General features: G+C 70.7%; 19 protein-coding genes. 4 read left to right on the top strand and 15 right to left on the bottom strand.

The genetic code is table 11. The features are described 5' to 3' along the window. Window positions 1-208: 208 nt before the first annotated feature. The 13 genes from C2L58_RS44860 to ffh form a co-directional block, all read right to left on the bottom strand. Window positions 209-532: a DUF2469 domain-containing protein gene (locus C2L58_RS44860; RefSeq protein WP_003096226.1), complete on the bottom strand. Its 324-nt coding sequence runs from the start codon at window positions 530-532 to the stop codon at window positions 209-211. Further along, window positions 529-1371: a ribonuclease HII gene (locus tag C2L58_RS44855; RefSeq protein ID WP_103343720.1), complete on the bottom strand. Its 843-nt coding sequence runs from the start codon at window positions 1369-1371 to the stop codon at window positions 529-531. Before C2L58_RS44855 ends, C2L58_RS44860 begins: the two co-directional genes overlap by 4 nt. A gap of 90 nt (window positions 1372-1461) precedes the next feature. After that, window positions 1462-2400, bottom strand: a complete 939-nt coding sequence (gene lepB, locus C2L58_RS44850; RefSeq protein WP_103343719.1) for a signal peptidase I — start codon at window positions 2398-2400, stop codon at window positions 1462-1464. Between the two features lie 31 nt (window positions 2401-2431). Beyond that, entirely contained in the window at window positions 2432-2800 is a 369-nt protein-coding gene (gene rplS, locus C2L58_RS44845; RefSeq protein WP_013223853.1) for a 50S ribosomal protein L19, read from the bottom strand. A gap of 166 nt (window positions 2801-2966) precedes the next feature. Next, window positions 2967-3713: a tRNA (guanosine(37)-N1)-methyltransferase TrmD gene (gene trmD / locus C2L58_RS44840; RefSeq protein WP_103343718.1), complete on the bottom strand. Its 747-nt coding sequence runs from the start codon at window positions 3711-3713 to the stop codon at window positions 2967-2969. Window positions 3714-3717: 4 nt separating this feature from the next. Beyond that, window positions 3718-4422, bottom strand: a complete 705-nt coding sequence (locus tag C2L58_RS44835; RefSeq protein ID WP_103343717.1) for a hypothetical protein — start codon at window positions 4420-4422, stop codon at window positions 3718-3720. Continuing rightward, window positions 4419-4934 (bottom strand): ribosome maturation factor RimM, encoded by a 516-nt coding sequence (gene rimM / locus C2L58_RS44830; RefSeq protein ID WP_103343716.1) that lies wholly within the window; start codon window positions 4932-4934, stop codon window positions 4419-4421. The genes C2L58_RS44835 and rimM overlap by 4 nt, the downstream gene beginning before the upstream one ends. A 27-nt stretch (window positions 4935-4961) precedes the next feature. Beyond that, on the bottom strand, window positions 4962-5201 hold the full coding sequence (locus C2L58_RS44825) for an RNA-binding protein (protein WP_003103110.1): 240 nt from the start codon (window positions 5199-5201) through the stop codon (window positions 4962-4964). Next, on the bottom strand, window positions 5198-5641 hold the full coding sequence (rpsP, locus tag C2L58_RS44820) for a 30S ribosomal protein S16 (RefSeq protein ID WP_103343715.1): 444 nt from the start codon (window positions 5639-5641) through the stop codon (window positions 5198-5200). The genes C2L58_RS44825 and rpsP overlap by 4 nt, the downstream gene beginning before the upstream one ends. Window positions 5642-5800: 159 nt before the next feature. Further along, window positions 5801-6604 carry a CPBP family intramembrane glutamic endopeptidase gene (locus C2L58_RS44815; RefSeq protein WP_103343714.1) on the bottom strand — a complete coding sequence of 268 codons (804 nt, stop codon included), beginning with the start codon at window positions 6602-6604 and terminating at the stop codon, window positions 5801-5803. A 100-nt stretch (window positions 6605-6704) separates the two neighbouring features. Continuing rightward, complete coding sequence (locus tag C2L58_RS44810) at window positions 6705-7430, bottom strand: CPBP family intramembrane glutamic endopeptidase (RefSeq protein ID WP_103343713.1); 726 nt, start codon at window positions 7428-7430, stop codon at window positions 6705-6707. 46 nt (window positions 7431-7476) lie between these two features. Continuing rightward, window positions 7477-8553: an amidohydrolase family protein gene (locus tag C2L58_RS44805; protein WP_103343712.1), complete on the bottom strand. Its 1077-nt coding sequence runs from the start codon at window positions 8551-8553 to the stop codon at window positions 7477-7479. Between the two features lie 8 nt (window positions 8554-8561). Next, complete coding sequence (gene ffh / locus C2L58_RS44800) at window positions 8562-10100, bottom strand: signal recognition particle protein (protein WP_103343711.1); 1539 nt, start codon at window positions 10098-10100, stop codon at window positions 8562-8564. Between the two features lie 195 nt (window positions 10101-10295). Between ffh and C2L58_RS44795 the strand changes: the two genes are divergently transcribed. Then, window positions 10296-12074, top strand: coding sequence for an ABC transporter ATP-binding protein (locus tag C2L58_RS44795; RefSeq protein WP_103343710.1), 1779 nt, complete (start codon window positions 10296-10298; stop codon window positions 12072-12074). A gap of 9 nt (window positions 12075-12083) precedes the next feature. Further along, a complete protein-coding gene (locus C2L58_RS44790) occupies window positions 12084-12563 on the top strand; it encodes a MarR family winged helix-turn-helix transcriptional regulator (protein WP_103343709.1) in 480 nt (159 codons plus the stop codon). A gap of 278 nt (window positions 12564-12841) precedes the next feature. On the opposite strand, the gene ku is transcribed toward C2L58_RS44790, so the two are convergent. Together ku and C2L58_RS44780 are read right to left on the bottom strand one after the other, a co-directional pair. Continuing rightward, window positions 12842-13723: a non-homologous end joining protein Ku gene (gene ku / locus C2L58_RS44785; protein WP_199191730.1), complete on the bottom strand. Its 882-nt coding sequence runs from the start codon at window positions 13721-13723 to the stop codon at window positions 12842-12844. A gap of 52 nt (window positions 13724-13775) precedes the next feature. Continuing rightward, complete coding sequence (locus C2L58_RS44780; RefSeq protein ID WP_103343707.1) at window positions 13776-14138, bottom strand: hypothetical protein; 363 nt, start codon at window positions 14136-14138, stop codon at window positions 13776-13778. Between the two features lie 120 nt (window positions 14139-14258). Between C2L58_RS44780 and C2L58_RS44775 the strand changes: the two genes are divergently transcribed. Together C2L58_RS44775 and C2L58_RS44770 are read left to right on the top strand one after the other, a co-directional pair. Then, window positions 14259-14846, top strand: a complete 588-nt coding sequence (locus C2L58_RS44775) for a TetR/AcrR family transcriptional regulator (protein ID WP_103343706.1) — start codon at window positions 14259-14261, stop codon at window positions 14844-14846. Window positions 14847-14869: 23 nt separating this feature from the next. Next, window positions 14870-15622, top strand: a complete 753-nt coding sequence (locus C2L58_RS44770) for a glucose 1-dehydrogenase (RefSeq protein WP_103343705.1) — start codon at window positions 14870-14872, stop codon at window positions 15620-15622. Window positions 15623-15881 lie beyond the last annotated feature (259 nt).

Below are 15881 nucleotides of genomic sequence, written 5' to 3'. Positions count from 1 at the left end.
TGCGTGTGCGTTCGACGATGCCAGCGGGCGGACGGGGTTCACCAGACCCGGATCGCGCGGCTGTGGACAACCGGGGTGTTGGGGACAACTGGTCCACGGATCAGACTGAAGGACCCGGACGGTCAGTGCGGTGTGCTAAGGCCGCGAAAAGAACCGCGCCGGCTCGTCCAGCGAGCCGGCGCGGCCGGTAGGTCGATCGAAACCGGGACTAACCCGAGAACGGGCCGTCTTCGGGGAGGCGGAGGTCCGGTTTGTCCAGCTCCTCCACGTTGACGTCCTTGAACGTGATGACCCGGACGTGCTTGACGAAGCGGGCCGGCCGGTACATGTCCCAGACCCACGCGTCGGACATGCGGACCTCGAAGTACACCTCACCGCCGCCGTCACGGACCTGGACGTCCACCGCGTTCGCCAGGTAGAACCGCCGCTCGGTCTCCACCACGTACGAAAACTGGCCGACTATGTCGCGGTACTCGCGGTACAGCGAGAGCTCCATCTCGGTCTCGTACTTCTCGAGATCCTCTGCGCTCATGAAATCCGCGCCCCTCCTCGGGATCGTGCTGCTGCTCCGCCGGCGGAGCGTTCATTGTGACCCACACCCGCGGCCGGGGCATGCAGCGGCAGGCTGAGTTGTGGCTCTAATGCCTCGTCGAGGACCGCGGCCAGGCCGGCCGCACCGGGCGTCTCCATGGCCTTTTCCAGCGCCGCGTACGTCAGCAGGACCGGCCGCGCCGGGCGCAGGCCGTGCTTGACGGCCACCGTGGCCACGTTCGTGTACGACCAGCGGTGGACGTCGCTGGGCCCGTGCTCCCGCAGCGCCGCCAGGTGGTCGGACGTGCTGTACCCCTTGTGCACGTCGAACCCGTAGTGCGGGAAGTCGTCGTGGTAGCCCGCCATGATGCGGTCTCGCGTCACCTTCGCCAGCACCGACGCGGCCGCGATGCAGGCCACCGAACGGTCACCCTTGATGACCGCCGTGTTCGGGGCCGTCAGACCGGGGACGCGGAACCCGTCGGTGAGGACATAACCCGGCTGCACGCGCAGGGCCGCCGCCGCGCGGCGCATGCCCTCCAGGTTCATCACCCGGATGCCGTAGAGGTCGACCTCTTCGGTCGGGATGACGATCACCGAGTAGTCGACGGCCCGGGCGAGGACCAGGTCGTAGACCCGGTCCCGCGCCTTGGCCGTCATCAGCTTCGAATCCGTCAGCTCGGTCAGCTTCGCCGCGTCGCCCTGCTTCAGCACGCAGGCCGCGACCACCAGCGGCCCCGCGCACGCTCCGGCGCCGGCTTCGTCCACGCCGGCGACCGGGCCGAGGCCACGGCGGTCGAGTGCGCCCTGCAGACCCCAGAAGAGGTCGCCGCGCACCACGGCTCGCGGTGGCCGGATCGGCTCGGCCGCCGTCAGGGGAACGGGAAGTGTCAAGGCTGGATCACCCGTCTGCCGGCAAACGTCGGGTGGCTAGGGTTTCCGCCCGGCCGCCCGGCGCAGTCCGGACTTGAGCTTGCGCCCGAGGAACAGCGCCGGCCACGCCGCCGCGATCCCGGCACCCAGCGGGAGCCCGCTCTGCCAGGCCGGCGCACCCAGCGCCACCGGCTGCGCCGACGCCTGCGGGTTGTGGTCGGTGATCCCGCCCCACCGGCTCGGCGGCAGGACGATGATCCGCGCCTTGCCGATGATGTTGTCCACCGGGACCGCACCGTTCACGCCGCCGCCGCCCTGGAACCGCGAGTCGTCGGAGTTGTTGCGGTTGTCGCCCTGGACCCAGACCATCCCCACCGGAACCTTGACCGGCTCGAAGGTCTTCTGCTCCTGGTTCGACGGGTCTTCCCAGTGGATGTACGGCTCGTCGAGCGACTTGCCGTCCACGATCATGCGGCCCTGCGGGTCGCAGCACTGGACGGTCTGCCCGCCGACCGCGATCACGCGCTTGACGAAGTCACGCTCGTCCGGCGGGGCGAACCCGACCAACGAGCCGAGACCGCGCAGGCCCTGGACGACGATGTTGCTCGACTCCTGCGGGGCGATCTCGTTGTTGATCCACGCCTGCGGGCCCTTGAACACGATCACGTCACCCGGGGAGGGCTCGGTGAAGTCGTAGGTGACCCGGTCGACCAGGATCCGGTCTCCGGTGCACCCGGGGCACCCGTGCAGGGTGGCCTCCATGGAGCCCGAAGGGATCATGAAGACCTTCGCGAGGAAAGTCTGGATCAGGATCGTGAGCACCAGGGCGATCACGAGCAGGATCGGCAGTTCCTTCCAGAACGACCGTTTCTTGGCGGGCTTGGCTCGCCGCCGACGGGATCCCCCGCGCTCCTCGGAACGGGACAGCCTGGGCTTGTCCTCTTCGGAGCGATCGGGGTCATCCTCGGGAGCGTTCTGGGACACGGGTTCGGCCACGTCGTCAGGCTACCGGTAACCGGGTGGTGACTCAGTTAGCCGAAGCCGTCTCGCGGTTTTCGCGCCGCTCCTTGATCTTGGCCTTCTTGCCGCGCAGGTCGCGCAGGTAGTACAGCTTCGCGCGCCGCACGTCGCCGCGCTTGTGCACCTCGATCTCGGCCAGGTTCGGCGAGTGCACCGGGAAGGTGCGCTCCACGCCGACGCCGAAGGAGACCTTGCGAACGGTGAAGGTCTCCCGGATGCCGCCGCCCTGACGGCGGATCACGACGCCCTGGAAGACCTGGTTGCGCTCGCGGTTGCCCTCGATGACGCGGACGTGCACCTTGAGCGTGTCGCCCGGGCGGAAGTCCGGGATGTCGGAACGCAGCGACTGCTTGTCCAGCGCGTCCAGGGTGTTCATCGGTGGTCCGTCCTCGTCTTCGGTATGGCTTGCGTACAGATCCCGGGCGCGCAACGGTGCCGCTGCGGGCGACCCAGGGGGCTGCTGGCGGGCTCGTGGACGACGAGGTCCACTCACGCCAACCTGTCAAGTATTACAGACCGGGCCACCGGCCGAGTAACCGGCCCTAGGCCTGCTCGGGGTCCAAGCCCTCCAGGACCCCGCGATCGTGCTTGCCGAGACTACCTTCCGGCAGCGCCGCCAGGAGATCAGGGCGCCGCCGGGCCGTGCGTGCGAGAGCCTGGTCACGCCGCCAGCGGTCGATCAGCGCGTGGTTGCCCGACCGCAGCACGTCCGGCACGGCCAGGTCCCGCCACACCTCCGGGCGCGTGTAGCTGGGCCCTTCGAGCAGGCCGTCGGAGAACGAGTCCTCGGCGGCCGAACGCGCGTTGCCGAGCACGCCGGGCAGCAGCCGGACGACGGCCTCGACGATGACCAGCACCGCCGCCTCGCCGCCGACCAGGACGTAGTCGCCGATCGACACCTCGTCGACCGGCATCCGCCGGGCCGCGTCGTCGACGACCCGCTGGTCGATGCCCTCGTAGCGGCCGCAGGCGAACACCAGGTGCTTCTCCGCCGCGTAGGCGTGCGCCAGCTCCTGGGTGAACGGCCGCCCGGCCGGCGTCGGGACGACGAGCCGCGTCTCGGGACGGCAGACGTCGTCCAGCGCCGGGCCCCAGATCTGCGGCTTCATGACCATGCCGGGGCCGCCGCCGTAGGGTGCGTCGTCGACCGCGCGGTGCACGTCATGCGTCCAGTCGCGCAGGTCGTGCACGCCGACCTCGATCAGGCCGCGGTCGATCGCCCGGCCCAGCAGCGCGGCGCGCAGCGGGTCGAGGTACTCGGGGAAGATCGTGACGACGTCGATCCGCACGCGGTCACCACTTCCAGTAGGCGGTGGCCTCGGCGTGCCACGCGCTCGGGACGTCCTGGTCGATCGCGAAGGCCATGCCGAGCCCCTTCGCGATCTTGATGCCGCGGTGCAGCGTCCGCCGGATCGGCGACCCGGCCGGAAGATCCTTGTCGTCCGACCAGGTTTCGGTCTGCGTGACGCAGGTCCGGGCCCCGAACCGCGCGGAGCGGCAGGGGGCCGGCGCGCCCCAGGCCTGCTCGTGCCGGAACCGGAAGGACCGGCCGCTGCCCTGCTCCGTGACGGTCCCGTCCGCGACCAGCCGGTAGTCCGACGACGGCACGCTCCAGCGCACGTAGTGCTGCCGGCCGCCGTCCGGGGGAATCGGCGTGCAGGTGCTGCCCTGGCAGAACGACTCGCTCGTCACGCGTTCGGTGTAGTACGTGCCGTTGCCACCCCAGCCGTCGAGCAGCACCCAGTCACCCGATCGAACGAAATGTTCCGCGTACGACGGCGGCCAGGTGACCGGGTCGCCCCAGGAGATCTCGGACTCGGTGGCCGACTTCGGCGACCACGCCCACTGGAAGGCCTTCTCCCCCGGCGGGGCGTACTGGCCCGCGCTGCGCTGGAACATCAGCGAAAAGTCGCCGTAGACCGGTCCCTCGGCCTGAGCCGGCGGAGCGAGGACGACGACGGCGAGCAGGGCCGCGAACACGGCCGTCCGGCGCCTCATTCGTCCAGGAGCCCTTCCGGTGGGTCGAGCACCACCCGGCCGCCGGCGATGTCCACGGTCGGGACGATCGCGTGGACGAACGGCACGAGCACCTCGCGCCCCTCGACGTCGAGCTCCAGGAGCTCGCCCGCCGGTGAGTGGACGACCTCGACGACCTTGCCCACCACCGTGCCGTCGGTCAGCTCGGCCCGCAGGCCCGCGAGCTCGTGGTCGTAGAACTCGTCGGGGTCCCCGGTCGGCGGCAGCGTGGCCGTGTCGGCCACGAGCAGCGCGCCCCGCAGCGTCTCGGCGACGTCGCGGGTCAGGACCTCCTCGAAACGCACCAGCAGCCGCCCGCTGTGTTCGCGGGCGGCTGCGATGGTGAGTTCCCTTTTGCTGCCGTCACGCAGCTTCGTCGTGACGGCCGCACCGATCCTGAACCGCTGTTCCGGCGAGTCCGTGCGCACGTCCACCGCGAGTTCCCCGCGGATGCCGTGCGCCTTCGCGATGCGGCCTATCACTACGACGTTCATCCTGACCGTCCGAATCCGGCGCAGTGCTCAGCGGTCGGTGTCGACGACGTCCACGCGGACGCCGCGGCCACCGATGCCACCCATGACGGTGCGCAGGGCGGTCGCGGTGCGACCGCCCCGGCCGATCACCTTGCCGAGGTCATCGGGGTGCACGTGCACCTCGAGCGTGCGGCCACGGCGAGTGGTCAGCAGCTCGACCCGGACCTCGTCCGGGTTGTCGACGATCCCGCGCACCAGGTGCTCGAGGGAGTCCGCGAGGAAACTCACTCGGACTTCTCGCCCTCAGCGGCCTCCGCCTTCTCGGCCTCGGCCTTCTTCGGGGCGGACTTCTTCTTCGGCGTGGTGGCCTCGGTGGAGGGCTCCTCGCCGGCCGCGGCCAGCGCCGCGTTGAACAGGTCCTGCTTGGACGGCTTCGGCTCGGCCACCTTCAGGGTGCCCTCGGCGCCCGGCAGGCCCTTGAACTTCTGCCAGTCACCGGTGATCTCCAGCAGGCGCTGGACCGGCTCGGTCGGCAGCGCGCCGACACCCAGCCAGTACTGGGCGCGCTCGGAGACGACCTCGATCAGGCTCGGCTCTTCCTTCGGGTGGTACTTGCCGATCGTCTCGATGGCCTTGCCGTCCCGGCGGGTGCGCGCGTCGGCAACGATGATGCGGTAGTACGGCGCACGGATCTTGCCGAGGCGCTGCAGCTTGATCTTGACGGCCACGGGTGTGGGTTCTCCTCGAATCTCTCTGGTGCTGGGCTGGGCGCACGCGGGCCGAGTGGGGACACGGACGCGGGCACCCGAAGGTCAGGAGCTTTCGCACGGTGAGAGGGTCCGGCGGAAGCAGGCAGTTTGCCATTCTGCCAGACGGCCCTCACGGACCTAGAAAGAGGCCACCCCGAGCGCCCCGAGCAGGATGGTCAGCGCCGGCAGGAAGTTGTTCACCTGGTGCGCCACGATGCTGCCCGGCAGGCGGCCGGTGACCAGCCGCACCAGGCCGATCGGCACCGCGATGACCAGCAGCAACGTCGTCCGCAGGGGCTCGAGGTGGCTGGCCGCGAACACCGCCGTGGACAGCAGGAACGCCGCGACGCGGCCCCAGCGCTCGCTGCGCCACTGCAGCTGTTCCGCCGCACCCCAGAGCAGGCCGCGGTAGATGATCTCCTCGCAGATCGGGCCGAGCAGCCAGAGGTAGACGAACATCACGATGGCCGCCGGGATCGACATCCGGCGGTCCTCGACCAGCGCGCTGATCGCCGACGTCGCGTTCGCGTCGCCGACCAGCCGCGTCCACAGGTAGGCGGCGAGCGTGGTGAACACGAGCCCGACGCAGCCGTACCGGACGCCGGTCTTCACGTCGGCCCAGCGCCACTCGAGCCGCAGGTCGGACACGGGCCCGTTGCCGCGGACGAAGGTGATCAGCACCGCGACGCCGGCCGCGATCATCGTCGGCAGCATGGTGCCGAGCAGCACGACGCGCATCGGCAGCGGGCCGGGACCGGTGTTGCCGACGAGGACGGACACGAAGGCCGCGGACGCCAGCAGCACGCCTTCGACGAGCAGGAAGGCGCCGAAGCCCCACCGGTGCCGCGGCGCGGGCTCCAGGAAGGCTGTCGCGGCCGGCTCTTCGGGCTCGGGGAACGGCGTGGCGTCGGGAGCCGGGTCCCGGGGCTGGGAAGTGGTCACGCCTTGCCCTCCGCGTCGCTCGGCTCCTGCGTCGAGCCTAGCCGCCGGGATGTGATCGCACAGTATCCGTCCAGCTACTGTCCATCGATCTTCGCAACGTTCAGTGCGCGACGAACAGCAGCACCGCGGGGGGCAGGTTGTTGGCCGCGTGGGCGATCACCCCGGCGCTGACCCGGCCGGAGAGGTACCGGGCCAGCCCCAGTGCGATGCCCTGGCCGAACAGCGCGATGGTGCGGGTCGGCTCGCCGTGCAGCTGGGCGAACACGAGCGAGGTGAGCACCAGCACCGCCCAGGGCGGGACCCGGTGGAACGACAGCGCGTTCCACAGCGTGCCGCGGACCAGCAGTTCCTCGGTGATCGGCGCGCCGGCGATGACGATCACCGCCGCGAGCACCAGCCACACCGTGTCGCCGTCGAAGGTGTCGGCGAGGTCGGTCAGCGGGCTGTCGGAGACGTCGTCGGCGCCGTAGACCGCGATCAGCATCAGGTTGAGCAGGTAGCCGACGACCAGCGCGAGCACCCCGCACGCGAGGCCGATCCGGACGTCGCGCCAGGTCGGCACGAGACCGAAGTCGGTGCGCAGGCCCTCCCCCCACCGCCACGAGCCGGCCGCCGGGCCCAGGCCGAGCAGCAGGTTGGGCACGAACGCCAGGAGCAGGAGCGGGCCGATGTCGTGCAGCTCGAGGGGGTCGAACTCACCGACGTTGCGGTTGACCGCCGCGGCGATGATCAGGTTGGCCAGGTAGTAGCCGGCGATGCCTGCGAAGAACGCCACGAAACACCAGTGCGCCCCGAGCACGCGCCGTGCACCGTCGTCGTCCGTCACGCGCCCCACGCTAAAGTGCCGCTCCCGCAAGGAAATCAGCGGGGGTCTAGGCGTACACGACTCCGCCGAGCACGATGTGCGAAGGATGCCGCAGGACGCCCAGGTCCTCGCGTGGATCGCCCGGGTAGACGAGCAGGTCGGCGGGCGCGCCGTCGACGAGGCCGGGGTGGCCGAGCCAGTCGCGGGCGGCCCAGGACGCGCTCGCGAGGGCCTGCTCGCGGGTCATGCCCGCGCAGTGGAGCGCCTCGATCTCGTCGACGAGCCTGCCGTGCTCGACCATGCCGCCGGCGTCGCTGCCCGCGAAGACACGTACCCCGGCTTCGATGGCCGAAGCGACCATCTCGCCGACGCCGGCGTGCAACGCCCGCATGTGCGCCGCGTAGGCCGGGTACTTGCCCGCCTTGTCGGCGATGCCCGGGAAGTTCTCGATGTTGATCAGGGTCGGGACCAGCGCGACGTCGTGGCGCGCCAGCTCGGCCAGCTGATCGGCACTCAGGCCGGTGCCGTGTTCGAGGCAGTCGATGCCGGCCGCGATCAGCCCCGGCAACGCCGCTTCGCCGAACACGTGCGCGGTGACCCGGGCGCCGTGGTCGTGCGCCACCTCGACGGCTTCGGCCAGGACGTCGTCCGGCCACAGCGGCGCGAGGTCACCCACGCCGCGGTCGATCCAGTCGCCGACGAGCTTGACCCAGCCGTCGCCGTCCCGGGCCTGCTCGGCCACGGCCCCCGGCAGCTGCGAAGGGTCGTCCAGCTCGATGCCGAGGCCGGGGATGTACCGCTTGGTGAGAGCGAGGTGCCGCCCGGCGCGGATGATCGTCGGCAGGTCCGCCCGCCGCTGCAGCGGCCGGACGTCGATCGGGAGGCCGCAGTCGCGGATGAGCAGGGTCCCGGCGTTCCGGTCGGTGATCGCCTGCTCGGTCGCCTCCTCCAGCGACACGGGACCGCCGACACCGATGCCGGGGTGGCAGTGCGCGTCGACCAGGCCGGGCACCAGGAAGACGTCCCGGCCGAGGCTCTCGGCGTCCTTCACCGGCTCGAACGAGATCCGGCCGCCGGTGATCCACAGCTCCCCCGGCTCGCCGCCGGGCAGGAGCACCCCCGCGGCGTGCAGTGTCTTCTCCAAAGCGCGGCTCAATTGTCCTTGGGGTTCTTCGGCAGCTTGAACTTCGTCGGGTCGAAGCCCGGGACGTCGTTCATGCCGCCCAGCTGCGAGAGGTCGGGCATGCCGCCCGGCATCTGCCCGCCCGGGGGCAGCATCGGCATGCCGCCGGGGAAGCCGCCGCGGACCTTGGGCTGGGTCGGGCCGCGGCCCTTCTTGCCCTTCTTGCCCTTGCGGGACTTGGAGCCGCCGCCCCCGCCGCCGAAGCCGAACCGGCCGGCCATCTGGGCCATCATCTTGCGGGCCTCGAAGAACCGGTTGACCAGGTCGTTGACCTCGCGGACGGTGACGCCGGAGCCGTTGGCGATGCGCAGCCGGCGCGACCCGTTGATCATCTTCGGGTCTTCGCGCTCGGCCGGGGTCATGCCGCGGATGATCGCCTGCAGCTTGTCGAGGTGCTTGTCGTCGACCTGGGCCAGCTGGTCCTTCATCTGGCCGGCGCCCGGGAGCATGCCGAGCAGGTTGCCGATCGGGCCCATCTTGCGGACCGCGAGCATCTGCTCGAGGAAGTCCTCCAGGGTGAGCTGGCCGCTGGAGAGCTTCTCGGCGGCCTTCTCGGCCTGCTTCTGGTCGAAGGCCTGCTCGGCCTGCTCGATCAGGGTGAGCACGTCACCCATGCCGAGGATCCGCGACGCCATCCGGTCCGGGTGGAAGGTGTCGAAGTCCTCGAGCTTTTCGCCGTTGGAAGCGAAGAGGATCGGCTGGCCGGTGACCTCGCGGACGCTCAGCGCGGCACCACCGCGGGCGTCGCCGTCGAGCTTGGTGAGCACGACACCGCTGAAGCCGACGCCGTCCTGGAACGCCTGGGCCGTGGTCACGGCGTCCTGGCCGATCATCGCGTCGACGACGAACAGGACCTCGTCCGGCTCGACCGCGTCGCGGATGTCCGCGGCCTGCTTCATCAGCTCTTCGTCGACACCCAGGCGGCCCGCGGTGTCGACCACGACGACGTCGTGCTGCGCGTGCTTGGCCTCGGCGATGGCGCGGCGGGCGACGTCGACCGGGTCGCCGACGCCGTTGCCGGGCTCGGGCGCGAAGGTGACGACGCCGGCGCGCTCGCCGACGACCTGCAGCTGCGTGACGGCGTTCGGGCGCTGGAGGTCGCAGGCGACCAGCATCGGCGCGTGGCCCTGCTTCTTCAGCCACAGCGCGAGCTTGCCGGCCAGCGTCGTCTTACCGGCACCTTGCAGACCGGCGAGCATGATCACGGTCGGCGGGGTCTTGGCCAGGTTGAGCCGGCGCGTCTCGCCGCCGAGGATCCCGACGAGCTCCTCGTTGACGATCTTGACGACCTGCTGCGCGGGGTTGAGCGCCTGGGAGACCTCGGCGCCCTTCGCCCGCTCTTTGATCTTCGCGATGAAGGTCTTGACCACGCCGAGGGCGACGTCGGCCTCCAGCAGCGCGATGCGGATCTCGCGCGCGGTGGCGTCGATGTCGGCGTCGGACAGCTTGCCCTTGCGCGTGAGCGTCTGCAGGGCGGCGGTGAGCCGATCGGACAGGGTGTCGAACACGGGTGTGCACGCTCCAGCTGGGTCGATGGTGGCGCGCCGGGCTCAGCCGGCCTTGTCGAGGGTAGTCGCTCCGGCTCTCTCCCTCGCGGGTACGCAGGCATTGATAAACATACGTTTATCAGCAGTCCGTCCCACTTTCGCGTGACATCGCGGAAATCGGTGGCGTTCGCGGCGGATTTTGGTAAACATAGGTGCATGACCGCAGTAGCCGCCCTGACCGAACCGGCCTCCGACGCCGACGAACCCGTACCGCTGCGGCGGATCGCCGGGCTCTTCCGCCCGCACCGCGGGCCGCTCGGCGCGTTGTTCGCGCTGATCGTCGTGCAGGCCGGCCTCGGCGTCGTCTCGCCGTTCCTGCTGCGCGAGATCCTCGACGACGCCCTGCCCCACCGCGACACCCTGCTGATCAGCCTGCTGGCGGCCGGGATGATCGTCTGCGCGGTCGGCAGCGGCTCCCTCGGCGTCGCGACCACGGGGCTGTCCAACACCATCGGGCAACGGGTCATGAACGAGCTGCGCGTCTCGGTCTACGGCCACCTGCAGCGGATGTCGCTCGGCTTCTTCACGCGGACGAAGAGCGGCGAAGTGCTCTCGCGGGTGTTCAACGACATCGGCGGGGTCGACAACGTGATCACCACGACCGCCGGGTCGATGGTGCAGAACGCGACCACGACGATCGCCATCACGGTGGCCCTGATCGCGCTCGACTGGCAGCTCGCGGCGCTCTCCCTGGTGGTCGTGCCGCTGTTCCTGCTGTTCACGCTGCGGCTGGGCAAGAAGCGGCGGAACCTGGCCCGCGGCCGGACCCGCCGGATGGCCCGGCTGACGACGATGGTCGAGGAGTCCCTGTCGGTCACCGGGGTGCTGCTCGCCAAGACGATGGGCAACGAGCGGGCGATGCGCGAGCGCTTCGGGGCGGAGTCGCGGGAGATCGCGTCGCTGGAACGGGCCGCCGCGCTGGCCGGTCGCTGGCAGACGGCGTCGCGGGCGATGAGCCTCACCGTCATCCCGGCGCTGGTCTACTGGATCGCCGGGCTGGCGCTGGCGGGCGGTGCGTCGCCGATCTCGCTCGGCACCGTCGTGGCCTTCACCAGCATGCTCAACCGGCTGGTGGCGCCGGCGAGCGCGATGCAGACGATCGGGCAGAACGTGGCGACGTCGAAGGCGCTGTTCGGCCGCATCTTCGAGGTGCTGGACCTGCCGGTGGAGATCGCGGACAAGCCGGGTGCGCGGGAGCTTCAGGTGCGCCGCGGTGACGTCTCGATGCGCGGCGTGTCGTTCCGCTACGGCGAAGACGGCCCGCCGACGCTGCACGAGATCGACCTCGACGTGCCGGCCGGGACCACGACGGCCCTGGTCGGCTCGACCGGCTCGGGCAAGACGACGCTCGCCTACCTGGTCGCCCGGCTGTACGAGGTGAGCAGTGGTTCGGTGACGATCGACGGCACCGACATCCGGGACGTCACGCTGGCTTCGCTCGCGGCCGGCGTGGGGCTGGTGTCCCAGGAGACCTACCTCTTCCACGACACCGTGCGGGAGAACCTGCGCTTCGCCAAGCCGGACGCGACGGACGACGAGATCGAGCAAGCGGCGAAGGCCGCGCACATCCACGACACCCTCGCCGGGCTGCCGGAGGGGTACGACACGGTCGTCGGCCAGCGGGGCTACCGGTTCTCCGGCGGGGAAAAGCAGCGGATGGCCATCGCCCGGATCATGCTGCGCAGCCCGCCCGTGCTCATCCTCGACGAGGCGACCAGCGCGCTCGACAATCGCACCGAACGCTCGGTGCAGGCCGAGCTCGACCGGCTCGCCGCGGGCCGCACGACGCTGATGATCGCGCACCGGCTGTCCACTGTGGAGCACGCGGACCAGATCGTGGTGCTCCACGAGGGCCGGATCGCCGAAAGGGGGACGCACGAGGAATTGCTGGCGCGCGACGGGCGCTATGCCCGGCTTGTCCACGGGAGCACCTAATGTGGGGCCATGCAGAGCGAACCGGCCCGGACCCTTGACGAGACCGCCGCGCGGGTCACCGCGGACGCCGAACTCGCCGAGCTGTCCCGGCGGGTGCGCGAAGGCGTCGGGCGGCTGAACTGGCGGATGCGCGCGGAAGCGGACCGGCACATCCCCGGGCCGGCGGTACTCGCGGTGCTGAGCCGGCTCTACCGGGCGGGCACGCAGACGCCGACCGAGCTGGCCGAAGCGGAACGGCTGCAGCCGCAGTCGCTCACCCGCATCTTGGCGTCGCTCGACCTCCGCGGCCACATCGAGCGGAACCCGGATCCCGACGACGGACGCCGTTCGCGGGTCAGCATCACCGACGAAGGCCTGGCTGTCCTCCGCCGGTACAGCGCCCAACGCGAGCGCTGGCTGGCCGGCGCGCTCGAATCGACGTTGTCGCCGACCGAGCGTCAGCTGCTCCGGCTGGCCGCCGACCTGCTCATCAGGGTCGCGGACGCCTGAAAGCTGCCGTGGAGACCCCTCGATCCCTCCACGGCAGCCTTCGGACACCCCCTTGGTGTCCCGCGCCGCCTCCCCGCGGTGCGGGACGGGTTCCGGAACGGGCTGCTCCTCCTCCGGCCCGCCCCGGAACCCTGGCGCCTGGACGGCTCACCTCCCCAGGGGCCGTCCGGACTTCCCCCCTCACCAGCGATCCGGTATCCGCTGGCAGAAGGAAGTCTGCCGCGCCGGAGGCGGCGGGTTCAGTGTGAGAACCCTCAATTACCCGTGGGTAGTAATACTCAGCCGGACGCCTTCGTACGTCCACGGCTGCGTGTCGCGGCTCGCTTAGCCGTCGAACGCGCCTTCGCAGCCCTCGAGGCCGCCGCCTTGGCCTTCGTGACGGCCGCGTTGCGCTCGTCCTCCGCTTCGGCGGCGCTCTCCTGCAACGCCGCCAGCAGGCGGGTGACACCCTCGGCCTGTTCGGCGGCCGTCGGCTGAACCACCTCGGCGCCGTCGATCTTCGCCTGGACCAACGCTTGGAAGGCCTCGCGGTAACGGTCGGGGTAGCGGCCGGGGTCGAACTCGCCGGTCAGCTCCTCGACGAGGTTCACCGCGCGCCGCAGCTCACCGGGGCGGATGTCGACGTCGGCGTGCTGGAACGGGAAGTCGGGGGTGCGCACCTCGTCCGGCCACCGCATCGTCTCCAGCACGATCACCTGATCGCGCACGCGCAGCGCACCGAGCGTCTCGCGGCGGCGCAGCGCGACGGTGACCAGCGCGAGCCGGCCCGACTGCTGGAGCGCCTCGCTGAACAGCACGTACGGCTTCGTGCCCGCCGGTTCGGGTTCGAGGTAGTAGCTCTTCGCGAACCACAGCGGATCGACGTCGGGCACCGGCGCGAACCCGCGGATGGCGATCGTGCGGCCCGGCATCGGGAGGGACGCGAGCTCGTGGTCGGAGAGCAGGACGACGTCGCCGCCGGGGACGGGGTAGCCGCGGATCATCTCTTCGGGTGGCACTTCGGCGCCGTCGACCTCGCACACGCGCTTGACGCGGACGCGGCCGCCGTCGGTCTCGTGGACCTGGTGCAGCGGGATTTCCCGCTCCTCGGTGGCGCTGTACGCCTTCACCGGGATGGCGTAACTGCCGAACCCGATCGTGCCTGTCCACACTGCTCGCATCCGCGCCACCTCCGCAGCTCCAGGCTAGACAGCGGCCCCGGCGGATCGACAGCTACAAACGGGTGTCAGGCGCGACGGATTCGCTCACACATTCGAACGACGGCGTGACCTCGTCGAGTGCCTCCGCCGAGCACCGGGAGGCGATGGCGGCCGCGCGGAGCACCTCGGTGACCACCTCGACGTCCAGCGGCGGGGCCGCGGCGAGGGCGGCCGAACCGCCTTCGACCCGGGCGGCGAGGCCGGCGAGCGCGTGGGAGATGGCTTCCTGGCCGGCGACCAGCTGGGCGACGACGTCCGTGAGCTCGGCCGTCGTGGCGCCCGGACCACCGCAGCGCAGGCCGGCGGCGAGTTCCTCCGCGCAGGAGCGCAGGTGGGTGGCGACGACGGTGGGCGGCAGCGTCAGCCGATCCTGCATCGCTCACCCCCTCGGGCCGGTCGAAGCAGCCATAGTGCCACCGCACGCGGCGTCACCGGACGCGACACACCGCCAGCCACATATTTGACCGAGCGTTCTAGATGCGGTTAAGGTTTGATCATGTCCAGGGTCAAGGAGTTCGACGTCGGCGAAGCCTGCGACGGCGCGCTCATGCTCTTCCGGCGCCAGGGGTACGAGGCGACGTCCGTCAGCGACCTCGTCACGCACCTCGGCGTCGCCAAGGCCAGCCTGTACGCCACCTTCGGTACGAAGCACGATCTCTACGTCACGGCGTTGAAGCGCTATGCGGAACGCACCGACGCGCGGGTCATGGCCCAGCTGTCGGAGCCGGGTTCCGGGGTGGCCGCGGTGCGCCGACTCTTCGACGGCTACACAGCGGAAATCCTCGGCGACGAAACGAGAATGGGCTGTTTCGTCGTCAACGCGGCGATCGAACTGCTCCCCCACGACCCCGAAGTCGCGCGGCTGGTGGAACGCAGCTGGGACACCCTCGAGGTCGCGCTCACCATGGCACTGGAGCGCGCGAAAGCCCAGGACGAACTCCCCGCCGGAAGCGACCCGGCGACGCTGGCGCGCTTCCTGCTCACGGTGCTTCAAGGGCTGCGCGTCCTGGGCAAGGGCACCGATGCCGCGAGCCGGGTGGAAGCGGCCGTCTCCCAGGCCATGCGCCTGCTCATTCAAGAATGATCGGACCAGAAAGAAGGCACACGATGGGGGCACGTTTCGCGGGCAAGGTCGTCCTGGTGACGGGCGGCGGCTCGGGGATCGGACGGGCGACGGCGCGGGCGTTCGCGGGCGAAGGCGCGACGGTGGTCGTGGCCGGGCGCGACGAGCGGCGGCTGGCGTCCGCGGTGGCGGAGATCGGCGGCGGCGCGAGCGCGGTGACCGTCGACGTGACCGACTCCGCGGACGTGGCGCGGATGGTGGAGACGGTCGTCGCGCGGCACGGCGGGCTGGACGTCGCGTTCAACAACGCGGGCATCCTCGGGTCGCCGGCGGCGGCCGCGGACCTCGGCGAAGACGACTTCGGTGCGGTGATGGGCACGAACGTCACCGGGACGTGGCTGTGCCTGAAGCACGAAGTCGCGCACATGCGGGCGCACGGCGGCGGCGCGATCGTCAACATGGCGTCGAACATCGGCGCGCACGGCAGGCTGCCGAACATGGCGGCTTACGCGGCGTCGAAGGCCGCGGTCAGCGCGCTGACCAGGACGGCGGCGCGCGACCACATCGCCGACGGCGTGCGTATCAACGCCGTCAGCCCGGGCGCGACCGACACGGACATGTCCCGGCGCCCCGGCGAGACGGACGCCGGCCGCGCCGAGCGGCTGAAGAACGCGATTCCGCTGGGCCGGGTGGGTGCCACCGCCGAAGTGGCCGCCGCGGTGTTGTGGCTGGCTTCGGACGAAGCCACGTTCACCGTGGGGCACGACCTGGTGGTCGACGGCGGGGCGACCGCCTGAGCGGTCCCACCCGGGCCCGCGGATGGGGGTTGGCCGGATCCTCCTCCGGCGCGAATTCACGACTCACGGTTGCGCATGGTGACGATTCCTCTCTCGGGCGGGAACGGACAGGTGCACGGCGGGGGTCAGGACTCGCGGTTGCGCATGGCGGCTCTCCTTCCGGTGCGGTCGGGCGGATGGGCATCGGTTCAGGACTCGCGGTTACGCACGACAGCTCTCCTTCCGGTTCAGTCGGCCGGGTGGGCATCGATTCAGGACT

The sequence above is a fragment of the Amycolatopsis sp. CA-126428 genome (genome assembly GCF_002904335.1).
In the GTDB taxonomy this organism is placed as follows: Bacteria; Actinomycetota; Actinomycetes; order Mycobacteriales; family Pseudonocardiaceae; genus Amycolatopsis.
The sequence above is the reverse complement of the archived record's forward strand: the minus strand, read 5'-3'. Positions and strand labels throughout refer to the sequence as shown.